The 18192-nt window shown below is 40.5% G+C and carries 19 protein-coding genes; 5 read left to right on the top strand and 14 right to left on the bottom strand.

Features of this window, described 5'->3' with window-relative positions; all coding sequences use genetic code 11:
- Positions 1-64: 64 nt before the first annotated feature.
- From LCL96_RS03850 to LCL96_RS03825, 6 genes are all read right to left on the bottom strand, one after another.
- Positions 65-985, bottom strand: a complete 921-nt coding sequence (locus tag LCL96_RS03850; RefSeq protein ID WP_224940126.1) for a phosphate ABC transporter substrate-binding protein — start codon at positions 983-985, stop codon at positions 65-67.
- A gap of 309 nt (positions 986-1294) precedes the next feature.
- Positions 1295-3487, bottom strand: a complete 2193-nt coding sequence (locus LCL96_RS03845) for a peptidoglycan D,D-transpeptidase FtsI family protein (RefSeq protein ID WP_397549660.1) — start codon at positions 3485-3487, stop codon at positions 1295-1297.
- 159 nt (positions 3488-3646) lie between these two features.
- Positions 3647-4861, bottom strand: a complete 1215-nt coding sequence (locus tag LCL96_RS03840) for an MFS transporter (protein WP_224940125.1) — start codon at positions 4859-4861, stop codon at positions 3647-3649.
- Between the two features lie 105 nt (positions 4862-4966).
- Positions 4967-5575, bottom strand: a complete 609-nt coding sequence (locus tag LCL96_RS03835) for a superoxide dismutase (RefSeq protein WP_224940124.1) — start codon at positions 5573-5575, stop codon at positions 4967-4969.
- 367 nt (positions 5576-5942) lie between these two features.
- Positions 5943-6422 carry a DUF456 domain-containing protein gene (locus LCL96_RS03830; RefSeq protein WP_224940123.1) on the bottom strand — a complete coding sequence of 160 codons (480 nt, stop codon included), beginning with the start codon at positions 6420-6422 and terminating at the stop codon, positions 5943-5945.
- Between the two features lie 75 nt (positions 6423-6497).
- On the bottom strand, positions 6498-8126 hold the full coding sequence (locus tag LCL96_RS03825; RefSeq protein WP_224940122.1) for a Na/Pi cotransporter family protein: 1629 nt from the start codon (positions 8124-8126) through the stop codon (positions 6498-6500).
- A gap of 246 nt (positions 8127-8372) precedes the next feature.
- Here LCL96_RS03825 and LCL96_RS03820 point away from each other — a divergent pair, with 246 nt between their 5' ends.
- Positions 8373-9146: a DUF1189 domain-containing protein gene (locus tag LCL96_RS03820; protein WP_224940121.1), complete on the top strand. Its 774-nt coding sequence runs from the start codon at positions 8373-8375 to the stop codon at positions 9144-9146.
- A gap of 48 nt (positions 9147-9194) precedes the next feature.
- Here LCL96_RS03820 and LCL96_RS03815 read toward each other — a convergent pair whose 3' ends face one another.
- Positions 9195-10373: an MFS transporter gene (locus LCL96_RS03815; protein WP_224940120.1), complete on the bottom strand. Its 1179-nt coding sequence runs from the start codon at positions 10371-10373 to the stop codon at positions 9195-9197.
- 60 nt (positions 10374-10433) lie between these two features.
- Here LCL96_RS03815 and LCL96_RS03810 point away from each other — a divergent pair, with 60 nt between their 5' ends.
- Together LCL96_RS03810 and ispG are read left to right on the top strand one after the other, a co-directional pair.
- Positions 10434-10799 (top strand): hypothetical protein, encoded by a 366-nt coding sequence (locus LCL96_RS03810; RefSeq protein ID WP_224940119.1) that lies wholly within the window; start codon positions 10434-10436, stop codon positions 10797-10799.
- 124 nt (positions 10800-10923) lie between these two features.
- The gene (gene ispG, locus LCL96_RS03805; RefSeq protein WP_224941284.1) at positions 10924-12033 is read left to right on the top strand and encodes a flavodoxin-dependent (E)-4-hydroxy-3-methylbut-2-enyl-diphosphate synthase; all 1110 of its coding nucleotides are present in this window, start codon (positions 10924-10926) and stop codon (positions 12031-12033) included.
- An 88-nt stretch (positions 12034-12121) separates the two neighbouring features.
- Here the strand turns inward: ispG and LCL96_RS03800 are convergent, their stop codons facing one another.
- Complete coding sequence (locus tag LCL96_RS03800) at positions 12122-12505, bottom strand: DUF4190 domain-containing protein (protein WP_206849957.1); 384 nt, start codon at positions 12503-12505, stop codon at positions 12122-12124.
- 202 nt (positions 12506-12707) lie between these two features.
- Between LCL96_RS03800 and LCL96_RS03795 the strand changes: the two genes are divergently transcribed.
- On the top strand, positions 12708-13277 hold the full coding sequence (locus LCL96_RS03795; protein ID WP_224940118.1) for a hypothetical protein: 570 nt from the start codon (positions 12708-12710) through the stop codon (positions 13275-13277).
- Between the two features lie 29 nt (positions 13278-13306).
- Here the strand turns inward: LCL96_RS03795 and LCL96_RS03790 are convergent, their stop codons facing one another.
- From LCL96_RS03790 to LCL96_RS03770, 5 genes are all read right to left on the bottom strand, one after another.
- Positions 13307-13669, bottom strand: coding sequence for a DUF1499 domain-containing protein (locus LCL96_RS03790; protein WP_224940117.1), 363 nt, complete (start codon positions 13667-13669; stop codon positions 13307-13309).
- 102 nt (positions 13670-13771) lie between these two features.
- Entirely contained in the window at positions 13772-14188 is a 417-nt protein-coding gene (locus tag LCL96_RS03785) for a Fur family transcriptional regulator (RefSeq protein WP_224940116.1), read from the bottom strand.
- A gap of 3 nt (positions 14189-14191) precedes the next feature.
- Positions 14192-15049, bottom strand: a complete 858-nt coding sequence (locus LCL96_RS03780) for a metal ABC transporter permease (RefSeq protein ID WP_224940115.1) — start codon at positions 15047-15049, stop codon at positions 14192-14194.
- An 18-nt stretch (positions 15050-15067) separates the two neighbouring features.
- The gene (locus LCL96_RS03775; protein WP_224940114.1) at positions 15068-15841 is read right to left on the bottom strand and encodes a metal ABC transporter ATP-binding protein; all 774 of its coding nucleotides are present in this window, start codon (positions 15839-15841) and stop codon (positions 15068-15070) included.
- Between the two features lie 159 nt (positions 15842-16000).
- Positions 16001-16882, bottom strand: a complete 882-nt coding sequence (locus tag LCL96_RS03770; protein ID WP_224940113.1) for a YitT family protein — start codon at positions 16880-16882, stop codon at positions 16001-16003.
- Between the two features lie 93 nt (positions 16883-16975).
- Between LCL96_RS03770 and LCL96_RS03765 the strand changes: the two genes are divergently transcribed.
- Positions 16976-17230, top strand: a complete 255-nt coding sequence (locus tag LCL96_RS03765; RefSeq protein ID WP_224940112.1) for a DUF2624 domain-containing protein — start codon at positions 16976-16978, stop codon at positions 17228-17230.
- Between the two features lie 50 nt (positions 17231-17280).
- Here the strand turns inward: LCL96_RS03765 and LCL96_RS03760 are convergent, their stop codons facing one another.
- Positions 17281-18174 carry a deoxyribonuclease IV gene (locus LCL96_RS03760; RefSeq protein WP_224940111.1) on the bottom strand — a complete coding sequence of 298 codons (894 nt, stop codon included), beginning with the start codon at positions 18172-18174 and terminating at the stop codon, positions 17281-17283.
- Positions 18175-18192 lie beyond the last annotated feature (18 nt).

Raw genomic sequence — 18192 nt, 5'->3', positions numbered from 1 at the left:
TACGAGATAATAGGGTAAATGCCCTTCCGCATTTACCCTATCAATTTATTTAATTACTCACCAATTATTTCTTCGTTTGCTTTCCTTCAGCGTCACGTTCTACTTCCATTTTTGTAGAAGGAATGTAACCTTGATCCTTTAGTAAACCATTTTGCACATCTTCACTCATCATGTAGTCAAGGAACGTTTTAGCTAGACCATCAGCTTCACCTTTAGTATAAGAGTGCTCATAAGCCCAGATTGGGAAGTCACCTTTTTGTACATTTTCGTCAGTTGCTTTAACACCATCGATTGCTAATGGAGTTACGCTGTCATCTGTGAAGTAAGAGAAAGCAAGGTAACCGATTGCTCCATCCGTTTCATTGATGATTTTCTTAACAGTATTTGATGAATCTTCAGTGATACCTTCAGCTGGAGTTTCTCCATCAAGACCGAATTTAACGAATGTAGCACGTGTACCAGAAGAGTCTGGACGGTTTACAAGAGTGATCTTTTGATCTTTACCACCAAGCTCTTTCCAGTTCTTGATTTCACCTGTGAATACTTTTTTAAGATCTTCTTTAGAAATGTCTTCGATACCAACATTAGGATTAACTGCAGCTGTCATACCTACAACCGCTACTTTATGGTCAACTAACTCGTCCGCTGGAATTCCTTCTTTTTCTTCAGCGAATACGTCTGAGTTACCGATTTGAACTGATCCTTCAGAAACTTGAGATAATCCTGTACCAGATCCTCCAGCGTTAACTTGGATATCTGCATCCGGATTTTCTGCCATGAATTCTTCAGCTGCTGCTGCAACAAGTGGTTGCATTGCAGAAGAACCTGAAACTACGATTGAACCTGAAGCTGTTTCTTCTGTTGTACCTTCTTCATTGTTGTCTCCAGCGTTTTCATCTGTGCTGCTTCCGTTTCCACATGCAGCAGCAAATGCTACTAGCGTTGCGATGATTAAAAGCAGACCGTATTTCTTGAAGTTCTTCATTCTTTAATTCCCCCTAGAATATTGGTTGTTTTGTCCTACGAGTAATAGATTAATAGATGAGTGTTAATTGTGTTTTAATCGATTGTAAAGGTTTTGTAAATTCGACATTTTCCTTCATGATTCCGCGGTTCATAAATGCTTAAAACCCTTATATCACTAGTATTGAACAACATTCAACGAATTATGTATTAACCATAAAAAATACACCAATTTCTTGGATTTTTCTGTTTAAACTTCCCTTTCCTTTCAAATTTCCTCCAAAAAAAAGCTGACTTATGGAACAATTTTCCCATAAATCAGCTTTTTTAATTAGTTATTCTTTTCTCTTTCCTGCTGCATCTGTTCTTCTGCTTCTTCAGCATTTTCTACTTTCTTATTAACTGAAGTCGGATCTTTCATTTCTTCAGCACGTTTCTTCTTTAACTCAAAATATTTATCCATTACCCGTCTAGAGATGTATTTATTTACATAAGGATCGGACACGCCGCTTGCTTGGATATGTGATGAAGGAACCAACGTAGCATAAGCTACTTCAGGGTTGTCAAAAGGAGCATATCCGATCAAGGTGGTGTTATAGTTCAATTCCCCATCAACATACGTCTCGGCTGTACCGGATTTCCCCGCCGCGTTATACGGAGCGTCATGAAACAAGTAACCCGTACCTTCAGGGTTGTGGTAGACGCGATAGAAGCCATTTTGAACATGTTCGATCTGTGCCTGTGTGGCATCGATTCGGTTCAGTACATTTGTTTCTTTTTCAAAAAGAATTGGACCGAGACTTTCCTTTTCATTTGTAGGTTCCCTTATTTCCTTCATAATATGAGGCTGTACACGATACCCATCATTGGCGATTGTGGAAACGTACTGTGCAAGCTGCATGGTTGTGTACGTGTCAAATTGTCCAATCGCCAAGTCCAGTAAGAAACCGGGATCTGTCTTCGTTCCTGTAAGACCCGCAGATTCACCAGGTAAATCTATTCCAGTCGGGACACCTAAACCAAATTGAGCATAGTGGTTTCTAAAAATATCGAATGCTTCGGGATTATTAACAATCGGTTCATTCGGTACATATCTGCCACCAGCAATTTTTAAAGCGACTTTCCACATATACGCGTTCGAGGATTTCTCCAGTGCATATAAATCTGTCATGGGAATTTGCTGGTATTTATTGAACCAGGAAGTTTTCGGTTTTGTCCCTTTGATTCTTAAAGGTTCATCGATCAGAACTTCCCCTGGCGTCAATTTACCGGTCATATAGCCTGTTAGTACGGTTGCACCTTTTACCACTGAACCTACTTCATAAGAAGAAGTAAACGTTCCAAGTGCTGCATCACGCATCTCATATTTACCCGTTTCAGGATTTTTCACATATTGTTTACCCGCCATAGCCAGGATTTCTCCGGTATTCGGGTCAATCATCACGACAAACGCACGATCAAGGTTGGGTGATGCCCCCCGATGGACAATCTGCTTGCTTAATTCTTCTTCGATGATTTTTTCGATTTCACGCTGCAGCTCCATATCAATGGTCAGGACAATATCCTTGCCACGCTGTCCTTGTTGCACTAGAACGGATTCAAGCACACTGCCGCCTTTTGTCACGTTTTTGATTTGTTCTTTCTGCCCTTGCAGCACGTCTTCATACTGCAGCTCAACATAGCTTTTTCCTACACGGTCATTCCTGTTATAGTCTTGAGCTAAATATGAATCTACCAGATTCTTCGGAAGTCCTTCCCTTGCAGAAGAAACATTTCCTAAGATGGTTCGTAATGTATCATCAAATACATATGAACGCTTCCAATCCGTAGTGGTATTGACACCAGGAAGTTCACTTAAGTGTTCACTGACAGCTGCAAACTCCTGTGGTGTGACTCCTTCATTCTTCACTATTTGTGGATTCAATGCATATCCACTTGAGAACTCACGATAAATTGCGATGATTTCCAGATCTTTTTCTGTGAGTGAGGCAAGCTCTTTCTCTGTGATTCGATCCAATCTCATTTGATACACTTTTTTATTTACATCATCTTCCGATAATTCTTCATTGTTTTGCAGCTTTTTGATTTCAGCATCAGACACTTTTGCATCTGCTTCATCTTTATGATTGATTAACCAATAATCCTTTTTGTCCCTCTCCGTTACATCTTCTGTATCCTTTTCGATATACTCAGAAAGCTTCGATGCAACCTCCATCATTTCCTCGATCTTTGTATTATTCGCCCGGGTATACGTGATCGCATTCAGCGGGACATTATCGACGATCACATTGCCGTACCTGTCATACATTTTCCCCCGTGGTACACCTGTATTGACCACTACATCTTCTGTTCTTTCCACTTCTTTCTTATAGCTCTCCCCATTCACAATCTGAACAAGTCCAAGTCTAAGAACAAGAAGAGAAAACAATAAGAACACGGCAAAGAACAGCAAATTCATCCGAACGGGAACATGCGTCTTTCTTTTTTTCTTATTTTTTTTCAATTCTTCCAGCCCTTCCTCTATGTAAAAATTCTTCTTATCTCTGCTCTGTTACCTTTTATGTTGTGCAATGAAGGATTTACAGAATCACGATTCTTCTCTCCTTATTTTATAGAATTTTTCAAGGATAATCTAGCCATAAGCAAAGAGAGGAAATCTTTCCCTCTCTTTGCTTAAAGTTCCTTATAAAGGCAGAACGACCTTTCGTACAAACAGATAGATCAGCGTATGTCCTGCCCCGAGAATCAACAGGAGAATGGGAATACTTTCTTCCTGGTTAAAAAAGGTCACGGCTACAATGAAGGAAAGAACAGATACAATTCTTCCGAGGTTCAAGAAAATTTCCCTTACGACAATATATTCGATTCTCATTTCAGCCGCATTCCATCCTGTCCCGATGACATCATAGGTCATAGATATATAAGGTACCAATAATATCGGATAGGCAATGGCAATGACGCCTGCATAAAGCAATAATTTCGTATAGGTTACATCAAATACAATCAGGAATATGGCCAGATAGAGTAGCACTCCACCAAGTAGGATGGCACGTTTCCTCAAGTTCTTCTTTATGACTCTGGAAGCAACATAGTACGCAATAAAAGCGATACCTGAGTTTATCAAGCCGAAGGTACCTATGGCAAATTCACTTCCCGTACTGATGAAAACAAAGACAGAAATGATAAAGATGAAGGTCCCTTCCCTGAGTCCCTGAAAAAAGTGAGCATTGGTGATGAGACGCCAGTTGTGATTATGTTTTCTTTCTTCCAGAATTCTGAGGAATAAATACCTCCCCGATGCAGGCCTTCTTTTCAAGAAAAAGCTCATTATCACCGCGATGGTAAATAATAAAAGAGAGAGTCCAAATACAATGGTATATCCCTTATAGGAAGCAAACCGTGAAATAATGAAACCGGCAAGGATCGGGCCGATCATTCCTCCGGCCGAAGTGAGAGTCCCAAGGAAGCCATTGAAGAAATCTCTCGTTTCCGGTTCGGTGATTTCAAAGGTCAACACATTGAACGCTAACCAGTAGAAGCCATAACCAATACCCAGTAACGCCCCCAATACGACAAGAAAATCCTCTGCCGATTCTCCGAATGCCAATACGGATATGTAAAAGAGAGCCAAAAAAATAACACCGAAGCGTAAAACAATCACCCGGTCCACTTTCTTTGCCCACCTTCCAGCCAATATAAACGTCAGAGGCTGAAAGATGACAACGGTTAAGTTATATATACCCAAATCAATAAATTCACCTGATTGCTTCCACAGGTAGATGTTCACAAATGTGTTCGAGAGGGCAATACTCAATGAGTACAATCCCCCGATTAACAGGAGCAAAGTCAGATCCCTCGTTAATTCAATGTCGCCTAATACCTTTTTAAAGCTACTCATGTGAAAACTCCCCTTTAACGTATCCCTATCTTTTGAAAAAGGGAAGGAACTTATACAAAAAAAAGAGAGGTTCCTTAAGGAACCTCTCTTTTGGCATAGATTTAATTATTTTGCAGCTGAGTAGCGCTTCGCTACTTCATCCCAGTTTACAACGTTCCAGAAAGCACCGATGTAATCAGGACGACGGTTTTGATAGTTCAGGTAGTAAGCATGCTCCCAAACGTCAAGACCTAAAACAGGCGTTTTCCCTTCCATTAAAGGACTGTCCTGGTTTGGTGTGCTTGTTACTTCTAATTCACCGTTGTTTACTACAAGCCAAGCCCAGCCTGAGCCAAAGCGTGTTGCAGCAGCATTCGCGAATTCTTCTTTAAATGCATCGAAGCTTCCGAATTTAGAAGAGATAGCATCTGCTAATTCTCCAGATGGCGCGCCTCCACCATTCGGTGATAATACCGTCCAGAATAGAGAGTGGTTAGCGTGACCGCCACCATTGTTACGTACTGCCGTACGAGCACCTTCAGGAACAGCATCTAAGTTAGAAACAAGATCTTCGATGGATTTGCTTAATAAATCATCGTGTCCTTGAAGTGCATCATTTACTTTTGTAACGTATGCGTTATGGTGTTTTGTGTGGTGAATGTTCATTGTTTCCTTGTCGATATGAGGTTCTAATGCATCATATGCGTAAGGTAGTTGCGGTAATTCGTAAGCCATTGTAAATTCCTCCCTATGTATAGTTTCCTGAATAGCAATATTCAGGCCGTTTCAGTATAAGATTACCAAAACAACTATAGCTGTTCAAATAATTTGCCTTCAATCTCTTACTTTTTTCTTACAAGAATAAAATACCCTATAATCTGCTGACTAGTCATTTGAAAATTTTTTTGTCATTATTCAAATTAAGAAAGGAGTGTTTGATTTGCGCTCCAGGTGCTCGCTTTCCGCGGGGCTGGCGGTGAGCCTCCTCGGGCTAAAGCCCTGTGGGGTCTCACCTGTCCAGCGTTTCCCGCAGGAGTCGAGCACCTTCCACTCCAATCAACAAAAGGTAAATGTCTTAACCCTAATCCCTAAACACAGCGGACTAAATGATCCAAAAGAAATAGATTGTCATAATGATTTGAATGACTCCTTTTGTAAATACACTTGAGATGAAGCCTACCACGGATCCTATTCCCACTTTTACGGCAGTCTTCAGGTTTGTCCGATGGACCACCCATTCTCCTATGACAGCACCCAGGAAGGGACCGATTAATATTCCTGCTACAGGTATGGCAAATGGACCAACCAGTAGTCCGATGGTACTTCCCCATATACCTGCCTTCGTTCCGCCGAATTTTTTGACTCCTATCAGGTTCGCCATATAATCGGCACCGAATAAAAGGGCAACAAAGAGGATCTGCACAGTCCAGAACAGCCCACTAAAAGGCTCAAAGCTGAAAAACACGCCATACAATAAGAAACTGCCCACTAAAAAGATGACACTTGGCAATATCGGGTACACCAAACCGACAAACGATAAAACCATGAGTATGATAATGATACTCCAGTAAACGATCTCCATGTCTCAACACCTCACTTTGAGTATAAAAAAAGCTGACCCCTTTGACAATTATCAAAGAGGTCAGTTTGACTTGCCTTATTCTACTCCCAATACTGCTTCAGCAATATTAACGGCATGATCACCAATACGCTCTAAATTACTGATGATATCCACATATACGATACCTGCTTGGCCCGAACATTTCCCTTCATTCAGACGAAGGATATGTTGTTTACGGAGCTTACGTTCCATCTTATCGATCTGATCTTCTTTTTCAGCCACTTCTCTGGCAATTTCAATATCGTTCAAATCTAATGACTTGATGGCCTTTTCAACTGTTTCAATAGTCAAATTGAACATGACTTCAAGATCAGACATGGCATCATCTGTAATTTTCACTTTATTTGATTGTTGATATTCGATTAATTCAATGATGTTTTCGAAATGGTCCCCTACCCGTTCAATATCGCGTACTGTATCCATCAGAATCGAATGACGCTCAGATTCTGATTCTGAAAGGGAGGCAGAAGATAAATCGACGAGATAGTTCGTAATCTTCTTATCCAGATTATTGATGGCACCTTCAATTTGATAAGCAGCTTCTGCATTTTTAGAGCTCTTCGACTTTAAGAATTCATTTGTTTCCTGCAAACCTTTAACCGCAAATGCTCCCATACGTAGAACTTCTTCTTTCGCTTGTCCCAATGCAATGGATGGAGATTGCTCGATAAACACAGGATCTAAATGCTTTGAATTATAGTCGACAATAGAGTCCTGACCTGGAATCAGCTTTGTTACGATGACCGCCAAGATGGCGATGAACGGAAATTGAATGATTGTATTCGTAAGGTTGAATGTTCCGTGTGCGAATGCAATCGTCATTGGTTCATTTAGATTAAATGTAGATTGTAAGAAGACTACAAACTTAGTGAAAAACGGCAATATGATTAAGAAAATAGTTGTCCCGATTAAGTTAAATAGTACATGGACCGCCGCTGCACGTCTTGCTGCTACAGATGCACCAAGGGCTGCCAGAACGGCTGTAATGGTTGTACCGATATTATCCCCGAATAAAATGGGTAATCCTGCTTGCAGGTCAACCAGGTTGGAGCTGTATAACTCCTGCAGGATACCGATTGTTGCGGAAGAACTTTGAACGATGACAGTAAATAATGTACCGACCACTACACCAAGAATTGGGTTATCACTCATACTTACGGTCAAATCATGAAATGCTTCAAGGGATCGTAAAGGTTTCATCCCTCCACCCATTAATTCAAGACCATAGAATAATGCTCCAAATCCAAAAATCATTTGACCAAAGTTATGGACTTTCTTATTTTTGAAGAAGAATAGCATGATGGTACCGACCGCAATGATCGGAAGGGCATATTCTCCAATATCAACACCAATGATAAAGGCTGTCACCGTTGTACCAATATTTGCACCCATGATGACACCGATTGCTTGTCTAAGGGTCATGAAACCGGCACTTACCAGTCCGACAACGATAACCGTCGTACCACTACTCGATTGGATCAGGACTGTAACAAAAATACCTGCCAATACACCCATGAATGGATTGGTCGTGAACTTATCCAGAATTTCCTTCAGGCGTTCACCGGCAGACTTCTGAAGTCCGTCCCCCATATACTTTATCCCAAAGAGGAAAATACCCAGTCCTCCAAAGAACTGAAACAACATTTCTTGCCAATTTAATTCCATTTTTTCAACCCCTACATATATTTTCGACATTAAACAACAAAAACCCCATATCATTTTTAATACATAATGGTTCAAACGTAAATACTTTTTACCCCAAATTTACAATAGGTTAATAAAAGTCGACTTTTATTACATTTATGTTACAAATGATATTCATTTTAAATTATTTTAGGCTGTCTATACTTGATGAAGTATAGAGACAAGCATAAAATAGAAGAGGTATGCACGAAAGGAGAAAAAAACTTAATGAATGTATTTCAGCAGTTGTATAAAAGTATCTATTCCCCAAAAGATATTGCAAAATTCCGGTTCCAGGGAATAGGAAAAACGATTCGTTTCATCTTCCTGTTAGCACTTATTTCCATCCTCCCTGTAGCAGTCCAATTTGTATCGTTTACCACAAATGCCCTCGATACACTAAGAGAGTCTGTCGAAAAAGAATTGCCATCCTTTTCTATTAAGAACGGTTCCTTATCTTCTGAATGGACAAAACCCTTTACCATGGAAAAGGATGACATCACCATCATACTTGACGATACCGGTCATGTGAATGAAGAAGATCTTGACAAGAATGAAAATACGATTGCTTTCTTACAGAAGGAATTCGTTGTCATTAATCAGGGTAACGTTCAATCTTCTTCCTATTCTATGTTCGGTGATACAGCCTTATCGAAAGAAGGTTTGCTTGATTTGCTTGATTCCTTAATCGATTTGAAATGGATACTGATCCCCGTTGCGCTATTTATCCTTTACCTGTTTACCTCGGGGATGACGTTTTTAAAGATAACCATTTTTGCTCTTATAGGCGTTACGTTCGCAAATGTCCTTAAGCGGAATTTACAATATCGACAAAGCTTCCGAATCACAGCCTATTCAGCTACTGTATCTACCTTGTTTTTTACCCTAATGGAATTATTGCAAACCAAGATTCCAGCCGCTCCCATATTGGATTGGTTTGTCATTACCATCATCCTTTATTTAGTAGTGAAAGAAATTCCTCAAAGGAAAATACGCCATTAAACAAAGTCCCCGTTCCTCTGGATGGGGACTTTGTTTTGTTAATTGAAACTATTGAATTTCAGGGTGGAACTCACCTTTTGTCCGTAAAGAAAGAAAAATAAAAAGAAAGACGTTGATGATTGAGAAACTGAAGGCAATCGCATACATCTGTGTAGGATCCACCCTCCATACCCCAAAGGCAATCGGCCCCATTGCCACACCACCGAATCTCACCGCTCCATAGAGACTTACAATAAGCCCCCTCTGTTGCTCAGGTACGCTGCCTGTAATGAATGTATTGATGACAGGCAGCATCAAACCTAATCCTCCAAAACTTAACGTGATGAAAAACATTAGAAACCCTAATGCAGAGAGCAGATTTAACAGCCCTAATGGGATGGACATCATAACCACACCGTACTTTAAATATGCCCACCCTAACTCTTCATCGGTCTTCAATCTCTTCCCGCACCAATAGGAACACATTGTCATCGCACCTAATGGGAAAATAAAAGAAAATCCTTTAAAAAATCCGTCAATATGAAAAGTATTTTCAATATGGTAGGAAAGATAGAAGAGCATGCCGAATAATAAAAATAAGCCTGCTCCCCCAATCAAATAGAGAGGTATCAATAAACGGCTCTTTGACATGAAAAGGGTAAAAAATGCTTTTTTGTCCATTTTATGACTTTCTTTTTTAGATTCCACCGTATTTCGTAAACCAAGCAAAATCAGGATCGATAATAACGGGAAGACCCAAAAGGATTGATTCCACAATACAAGTTGAGCGAGAGTGGCACCTGTAATCGGGGCAACTACTTTGCCGATACCATTAAAAACCTCCAATGAACCGAGCATCTTTGACCGTTCCTGCTCTTGATAAAGATCACCGATCAACGCCATGGCAAGAGGTGTCGTTCCCGCTGCCCCTACACCTTGTAATCCTCTACCTAGCATAAAAAGACCGACATACTCTCGACTAAAGATACAAAGGACACTTCCTAGAATCATCACCCATAGTGAAATCGTAATGATCCGTTTTCTTCCATAACGGTCTGACAATGCCCCTGCAAATGGAATGACCAGGGCTGCAGGTATCGTAAATGAACTTAAAATAAATCCGGACCAACCGCTGCTTAAATGCAAATCTGCTTCTATTCTGGGAATGATGGGAATGAGCATTGAATTTCCCAGTACCATCAATATAGGAAGTAAACCAATGATAAAGGGGAGAAGCTTATCCCTCATATTTCTTACAACTCCTTCTTGAGACCATTCAGACATCAAACTAATCGGGAGGAAATATAGATGAAAAGAATGGCTATATTCTTTGGTATTATCATTCTTCTATACAGTGTGTATTATGATTTAAATGAGGGAACGTTAAGGCTCCTGTATAAAGAAGCGACCGTCGCAACCACACAGCCCCAAGTAAATGCCAATCCACAGCAGCCTTCAGTCCCTGCTGAAAGAGAAGAAACTTCTTCCTCCCTCCCTTATGTGGAAATGGAAATCAAGCCAGGTGACACAGTATTGAGCCTAGTGGAAGACCTTCTTGATGGATCCATACCCGTTTCCATTGATCAAGTGATTAGCGACTTTGAGGAATTAAATGAGGTGTCCCCTGCAAAAATACAAATAGGAAAAACCTATAAAATACCGAATTATCAATGAACCCTTGCTCCAAAAAAACACCTATTTCTTGTCATTTCACACAAAACACTGTTACAATAGCTTCGTATTACTTATAATGAAACTTTGAGAACCTTTCTAAAGGAGCGAATTACACTTGAGTGAAATTATACATCGTTCAAAAACACGTCCGGTCAAAGTCGGAGATTTAACTATTGGCGGAAATAACGAACTTGTCATCCAAAGTATGACTACAACAAAAACGCATGACGTTGAAGCAACGGTTAAAGAGATCCATCGGCTTGAAGAAGCTGGATGTCAGGTCGTACGGGTTGCATGCCCTGATGAACGTGCTGCAAATGCCATTGCTGATATTAAGAAACAAATCAATATCCCACTTGTTGTCGATATACATTTTGATTATAAATTAGCTTTGAAAGCCATTGAAGGCGGTGCTGATAAAATCCGTATCAATCCAGGTAATATCGGTCGCCGCGAAAAGGTTGAAGCCGTCGTCAAAGCAGCGAAAGAGAAAGGTATCCCGATCCGGATCGGGGTAAACGCAGGAAGCCTGGAACGGAAAATCCTTGAGAAATACGGATACCCAACTGCTGATGGTATGGTCGAAAGCGCCCTTCATCACATTAAAATCCTCGAGGACCTTGATTTTCATGACATCATTGTATCCATGAAAGCATCTGATGTTAATTTAGCTATTGAAGCCTATACAAAAGCGGCTCAAGCATTTGACTATCCTCTTCACCTTGGTATCACAGAGTCAGGCACATTATTTGCTGGAACCGTAAAGAGTGCTTCAGGTCTAGGCGCTATCCTTAGCCTTGGAATCGGCAATACCCTTCGTATCTCCTTGAGTGCGGATCCTGTAGAAGAAGTAAAAGTCGCAAGGGAACTATTAAAATCATTTGGATTAGCGTCAAATGCCGCTACATTGATTTCCTGCCCAACATGCGGCCGGATCGAAATCGACCTGATTTCAATCGCCAATGAAGTGGAAGAATACATTTCAACCATTAAGGCACCTATCAAGGTAGCTGTTCTTGGATGTGCAGTGAATGGACCAGGTGAAGCCAGAGAGGCAGATATCGGTATAGCTGGAGCACGCGGAGAAGGACTTCTATTCCGCAAAGGAAAAACAGTCCGTAAAGTTCCTGAAGAGACGATGGTAGAGGAATTAAAGAAAGAAATTGACAAGATCGCGGAGGAATATTTCGCGAAACAGGAAGCTGAAAAGGACGAAAAGGAACTAGAAGTTTAATCGGATTAATGAAAAGAGGACTGACTTATGTCAGTCCTCTTCTTTTTAATTCTTGAAACGCTCCCAATTTCAAGAAAAACGATTGATTTTAAAAGAACGGCAGTACAAATAATCCTACGATTATTGATACGGCCCCAATTCCGATTGCCCAGGCACCAAGCATTTCTGCTCCCCTGCGCCTTGCCACAAATCCAAGTACGATTCCAGCTGCTCCCATTATGACCGGAAGAATAAACAAGGAAAGAATGGATAGTGCAAGGGCAGAGTACCCTAACACACGGCCTGACGTTGTCGTATCTTCTACGGCATCATGTTCAAAGTCGCGGCTGACATTCATTGGAGCAGCAATTTCTGCTGCTGTTTCTTCACGATAATCATCTCTATCCACATCTGTTTCCGGATTGTCGTAATACACGTCGATATCTTGAAGATTTCGATCAACGCTATTTAATTCGCGTCGTTCATCACTCATACAGCAATCCCTCACTTTCTGTGTTTGGGAGCCTTCTTATTGTGTGTCAGTTCGCCCATTTTACTATGCTAATCTTTGTCATTTTTGTTAGCGGACCCTTCCCTTTTTTCATTCATATAGGAATTTATTTTTTGAAGGTTATTTCAACGTGGGGATTGTGTTAAAATTGAAGGAGTTTTTAGACAGAGGAGCATGATAAAGAATGAAACGTTTTGGAATCGATATTGATGGGACAGTAACGTCACCAGAATCTTTACTGCCTCACATAAATGATCATTTTCAATTAAATTTAACTTTACAAGACATCACCCAGTACGAACTGACAGAGGTTTTGGACATTTCACCCCAAACTTTTGGAAAATGGTTCAAACAAGCGGAGCCTGTCATATACCAAGAATCTCCCCTTGCTCACGGTGCCAAGAAGATCCTAGACCAATGGAAAGAAAAACATGAGCTGTATTTTATCAGCGCTAGAAGAACGGACCTTATTCAAATAACGAAAGAATGGTTCGATAAACAGGACCTCATGTATCACCATATAGAATTAATCGGATCACATGATAAAATTTCCACTGCTAAAAAACATGATGTCGATATCTTCTTTGAAGATAAACATGATAATGCAGTAGCCATATCAGAAGAACTCTCCATCCCTGTTGTATTGTTCAATACACCCTACAATCAAAAAGCGATTCCCGATGGAGTCATCAGGGTAAATGATTGGCATGAAGCGGACTCCTGGGTTCAGGACTGGCTTCGAAATCAATCTTAGAAAAAAGCCTCTTTACCCAGAGGCTTTTTCTATTGCTGGTTAAAAAATGATTTAAACTGCTCCACTCGATTCCTATTTACCTTGAAATCATAATATCCAAGGCGTGAGCCTGACTTCATATGCAAAAGATTGGCGCTTTCATCAATGTAAATTTCCAAGTCATCCTTAAACTTCAACCATTTGGAAGTAAATACCGCATGCACGTAATGCGACTGTTCTTCTTCGATTTCCACATGATCGAATTGATTCAGTGCCTTATGAATTTGTTCTTTCGTATCCTCAACCCCTCCGTTGATGGGAAGAGGTGCGATACGATGATAGGATGTAAGGTCAATGGTGCTGACGCAATTTTTCTTATTCGTAGGACAGTGACTAAATGGTACAGATTCCATGGCTACATCTCCTCTTCTTTCAATACTACTATTTTTCCCCTTCTTTTTGAGTCGTTAAACACTTCGACTATAAGCAAAAAAAAAGAGACCCTAAAAGGATCTCTATTGACACTGCGGGCACTTTCCATATATCTCAAATTTATGACCTGAAATATCATACCCTGTTTCAGATAAGTTTTCTTTTAATGCTTCCATCGGACATGTGTGAATTTCTTTCGTTTTCCCACAATCCATACAGATAAAGTGATGGTGATGATGGTGACTTTCACAAGTGAATCTAAAATGTCTTTCACTGGATAGTTCTGTCTCTTCCAGTATTCCAAGTTCAACGAACAGGCTCAAATTACGATAGATGGTATCAAAACTGAGTCCGGGATAATCTGCTTTCATGTACTCCAATACGTCCCTTGCCGTTAAGTACTTATTTGAACTAGAAAACAATTCAAGTAGTTGTTCCCGTTTACCTGTATGTTTATAACCTTTCGTTTTTAATAAATCCATTGCTTCGGTTACGTTCAATTTCTACACCTCACCTTTAGAAGTATGACTGGACGAGTTGATCTTCTTTATCATAATTGTCATGAGGAGAATCAATATGGCTGTCATGACAATCGTTCCACCAGGGGCAAGATTCAGATAAAAAGCGCTGACTAATCCGACGATGACAGAAATCTCTCCGAATAATAGGGAATATCCAATTGTCTGTTTAAAGCCATTTGCAATCCTGATACTTGCAGCTACAGGCAAAGTCATTAATGATGATACTAAAAGGATTCCCACGATGCGCATGGATGCAGCAATCACTAGCGCAACCATAATCATAAAGATAAAATGGATAGCCTTAGCCGGTATCCCGGACGCCTTTGCATGATCCTCATCAAAAGATAGAAGAAACAATTCTTTATACAATAAGACAATCACGGCAATGACAAGGACACTGATACCACCAATCAGATACAAGTCTCCTCTGCTGACTGCACTGACACTCCCGAATAAATAACTGAATAAATCTGTGTTGAAACCGTCTGCCAGTGAAATGAAAATGACACCTATCCCGATTCCCCCAGATAAAATGATTGGAATGGCCAGCTCCTGATAATGCTTATATACCATTCGTAATCGTTCAATGAATAAAGACCCCATCACAGAGAACGCCATTCCAAAGTATAGAGGGTTCAACCCTGCAAATCCAGGAACCATTTTACTCAGGTACAGACTCGCTGCAATACCGGAAAGGGTAACGTGACTCAGTGCATCGGCAATGAGAGATAATCTTCTTACGACGATGAATGCCCCCAATAATGGAGCGATAATCCCTATCAGGATTCCTGTAAGAAAAGCATTTTGTAAAAATTCATATTCAAATATTGCTTGAAGCATATTAATCCCTCCGATCGATCATGAATGATGTTCATGCTCATGATTCAAGAAATGTACATCATGACCGTAAAAAGAGGAAAGCTGATTTTCCTTGAGCTTCTCAAACTCTTCTGTTTTGCCATGGAAATGTAAATGTTTATTCAAACATGCAACATGAGTCACTTTGTTTGAAATGGATCCGATATCATGGGTGACAAGCACAAGTGTAATACCCAGATCCTTATTCAACCTTTCTAACATATCGTAGAAGTTCTGGACATTCCGGGCGTCGACCCCTACCGTAGGTTCATCCAGGATCAATACGTCAGGATGACTCACCAGTGCTCTTGCAATGAATACCCTTTGCTGCTGACCTCCTGATAGTTCTCCGATATTCCGTTTGGCGAACCGGGTCATGCCGACAGATTCAATCGCTTGATACACGTCCTGCTTGTATGCAGAAGACACACGCTTGAACAATCCAGCCTTCTTGGCTAGACCACTCGCTACCACTTCATAGACAGTTGCCGGAAATCCCGTGTTGAAGCTGTTGGCCTTCTGAGATACGAAGCCAATCCGATCCCATTCTTTGAATTTAGGCTGAGGTGTACCAAACAACTCAATCTTCCCCTGTTTTACACGCAATAGACCAAGAACAAGCTTTAATAATGTTGATTTTCCTGAACCGTTTGGACCCACGATCCCAAGAAAAGCACCCTTTGGTATGCTGAGGTTTATATCTTCGAGCACTCTCTCTCGCTCGTAACCGAAATTCACATCTTCTATTTTAATCACTGGATTTGAGGTATCCATTAACATCCACTCTCTTTATAAGAATCATTACGATTTAAAAGTACATAGGGTAGTATACATGATGTGTAGTTGATTGTAAATGATTCTGTTTATTACAGAAAAGGACTACCCTACTTCTTGGGTAGTCCGGTAGCGTCTTTCAAATCGCTTTTGAACGGATCAATGGATGGCCGACTTGAATCGTGCCCCTTTTGTTTCCTGGGTGCTCATGATGGTGATGAATGCATTTGAGTCCACATCGGCAACGATGGATTTCAATTTTGTGACTTCAAGTCTTGTGACCACGACATATATGACCTCTTTATCATTATCCGTATAACCACCACGTCCCTTTAACATGGTTGTACCCCGTCCAAGCCTTTGTAAAATGGCATCCGATACTTCCAGATAATGATCGGAAACGATGATGACCGCTTTCGTTTCGTCCATACCCTGAATGACCGTATCGATCGTCTTGAAAGCGATATAATAGGTCATGACCGAATACATAGCCTCTTCGATCCCGAAGACGAACGCCGCCCATCCGAAGATGAAAATATTCATGAACATCACAAACTCTCCGACGGAAAATGGCAATTTCTTCGTTAACAGAATTCCCAGGATTTCCGTTCCGTCCAATGATCCTCCATGACGGATGACAAGCCCAACGCCCACTCCAAGAATCAATCCTCCAAAGACGGTTGCAAGGATTTCTTCTGTTACGAATGGGTCCATATGATGAAGGAGACTTTCTATGATTGCCAGAGCGACGATGGCAAACAGTGAAGATACAACAAAGGTTTTTCCGATTTGTTTATATCCTGAATACATAAAGGGAAGATTCAACAGAACCAACAGGGTGGAAAAATTAAGGAAAGGGATGGAATCGGAAACTAAATAATTTAAGATCAACGAGATACCGATGATTCCCCCATCAATGATATTATTCGGCACGAGAAACAGCTCAATTGATACAGCTGCGAGTCCAGCTCCGAGTGTAATGAAAAACAGACGGTAAATAAAATGAAGGGGACTTTCCTTCTTATGTACTCTTTGAGTCATCGTCAATTCCTATCCTTTCATCACTTATTTTTCAAATAAAAGTGTCACTTTCTTGGTGTGAGCGACATATGTATCAGTTGAGGAGTGATAAACATGAAGCTATTACAAAATGTGATCAATCACAAAATCAACCATATTACAAATGATGAATTATTCAAGTATGCCAAACAATATAACATTTCACTGACGCCAGAACAGGCGAATGCAATCGTTGCAAGCGTGAAAGGAAAAAACATCAATATCTTTGATGATAGCAAAAGAAGCCGGTTAGTTAAGAATCTGGCCAGGGTCATTGGTCCTGCGAAGGCCAAGGAAATCAACCAACTCTTTTTGCAACTCATCAGATAGTAAAGAAAGAGGAGGATTCTCAAATCTTGAGCCATGTCCTCCTCCAAATTTTACTGATTCAATATTTTTGTTAAAACCTCTTCATCAAAGGTTTGATTACGCAGCATGTCGATCTCAAACTTGTATGGAGGTTTTTTATTTTTCTTATCTTCCCCTACATACGGAGTCTCCAATATTTTAGGAACTTCCTTTAATTGTGGATGATGCACGATATAATTCAGTGCCTTAAATCCAATATGACCAAACCCTAAGTTTTCATGTCGGTCTTTAGCCGCTCCACGTTCATTCTTACTATCATTGATATGAAGGACTTTTAAGCGGTCAACGCCTACGATTTTATCGAATTCCTCCAGAACACCATCGAAATCTTCAACGATATTATACCCCGCATCATGTGTATGACATGTATCAAAGCAGACTGATAGGCGGTCGTTCAGTTCTACACCGTTGATGATTTGAGCCAGTTCTTCAAAGGATCTTCCACATTCGGAACCTTTCCCAGCCATGGTTTCCAAAGCAATTTGAACTTTATGATCTTTAGTCAATACTTCATTCAGACCTTCGATGATTTTCTCGATACCTTTATCTGCACCTGCTCCTACATGGGCACCGGGATGAAGGACGATTTGCCCTGCTCCAAGAGCTTCCGTGCGTTCAATTTCAGAACGGAGGAAATTGACACCCAACTCGAAAGTAGCAGGGTTGGTCGTATTGCCGATGTTAATGATATATGGAGCATGGACAACGATGTCCTCAATTCCATTTTCTTTCATGTGGGCAAGACCCGCTTCAATATTTAAGTCTTCAATCTTTTTTCTTCTCGTGTTTTGTGGAGCACCTGTGTAAATCATGAAGGTATTCGCTCCATAAGAAACGGCTTCTTCACTTGAAGAAAGTAACATGTTCTTTCCACTCATGGAAACATGGGATCCAATTTTAATCATACTTTTCAGCTCCTAACT

Source organism: Rossellomorea aquimaris (assembly GCF_020172085.1).
Classification (GTDB): domain Bacteria; phylum Bacillota; class Bacilli; order Bacillales; family Bacillaceae_B; genus Rossellomorea; species Rossellomorea aquimaris_E.
This window is presented reverse-complemented; position numbering and strand designations above follow the sequence as displayed.

Excerpts from the sequence above, each read along its gene's own strand:
- LCL96_RS03850 (WP_224940126.1), bottom strand. The coding sequence starts at position 985 with ATGAAGAACTTCAAGAAATACGGTCTGCTTTTAATCATCGCAACGCTA.
- LCL96_RS03840 (WP_224940125.1), bottom strand. The coding sequence starts at position 4,861 with ATGAGTAGCTTTAAAAAGGTATTAGGCGACATTGAATTAACGAGGGAT.
- LCL96_RS03835 (WP_224940124.1), bottom strand. The coding sequence starts at position 5,575 with ATGGCTTACGAATTACCGCAACTACCTTACGCATATGATGCATTAGAA.
- LCL96_RS03830 (WP_224940123.1), bottom strand. The coding sequence starts at position 6,422 with ATGGAGATCGTTTACTGGAGTATCATTATCATACTCATGGTTTTATCG.
- LCL96_RS03825 (WP_224940122.1), bottom strand. The coding sequence starts at position 8,126 with ATGGAATTAAATTGGCAAGAAATGTTGTTTCAGTTCTTTGGAGGACTG.
- LCL96_RS03820 (WP_224940121.1), top strand. The coding sequence starts at position 8,373 with ATGAATGTATTTCAGCAGTTGTATAAAAGTATCTATTCCCCAAAAGAT.
- LCL96_RS03815 (WP_224940120.1), bottom strand. The coding sequence starts at position 10,373 with ATGAGGGATAAGCTTCTCCCCTTTATCATTGGTTTACTTCCTATATTG.
- LCL96_RS03810 (WP_224940119.1), top strand. The coding sequence starts at position 10,434 with ATGAAAAGAATGGCTATATTCTTTGGTATTATCATTCTTCTATACAGT.
- LCL96_RS03800 (WP_206849957.1), bottom strand. The coding sequence starts at position 12,505 with ATGAGTGATGAACGACGCGAATTAAATAGCGTTGATCGAAATCTTCAA.
- LCL96_RS03795 (WP_224940118.1), top strand. The coding sequence starts at position 12,708 with ATGAAACGTTTTGGAATCGATATTGATGGGACAGTAACGTCACCAGAA.
- LCL96_RS03790 (WP_224940117.1), bottom strand. The coding sequence starts at position 13,669 with ATGGAATCTGTACCATTTAGTCACTGTCCTACGAATAAGAAAAATTGC.
- LCL96_RS03780 (WP_224940115.1), bottom strand. The coding sequence starts at position 15,049 with ATGCTTCAAGCAATATTTGAATATGAATTTTTACAAAATGCTTTTCTT.
- LCL96_RS03775 (WP_224940114.1), bottom strand. The coding sequence starts at position 15,841 with ATGGATACCTCAAATCCAGTGATTAAAATAGAAGATGTGAATTTCGGT.
- LCL96_RS03770 (WP_224940113.1), bottom strand. The coding sequence starts at position 16,882 with ATGACTCAAAGAGTACATAAGAAGGAAAGTCCCCTTCATTTTATTTAC.
- LCL96_RS03765 (WP_224940112.1), top strand. The coding sequence starts at position 16,976 with ATGAAGCTATTACAAAATGTGATCAATCACAAAATCAACCATATTACA.
- LCL96_RS03760 (WP_224940111.1), bottom strand. The coding sequence starts at position 18,174 with ATGATTAAAATTGGATCCCATGTTTCCATGAGTGGAAAGAACATGTTA.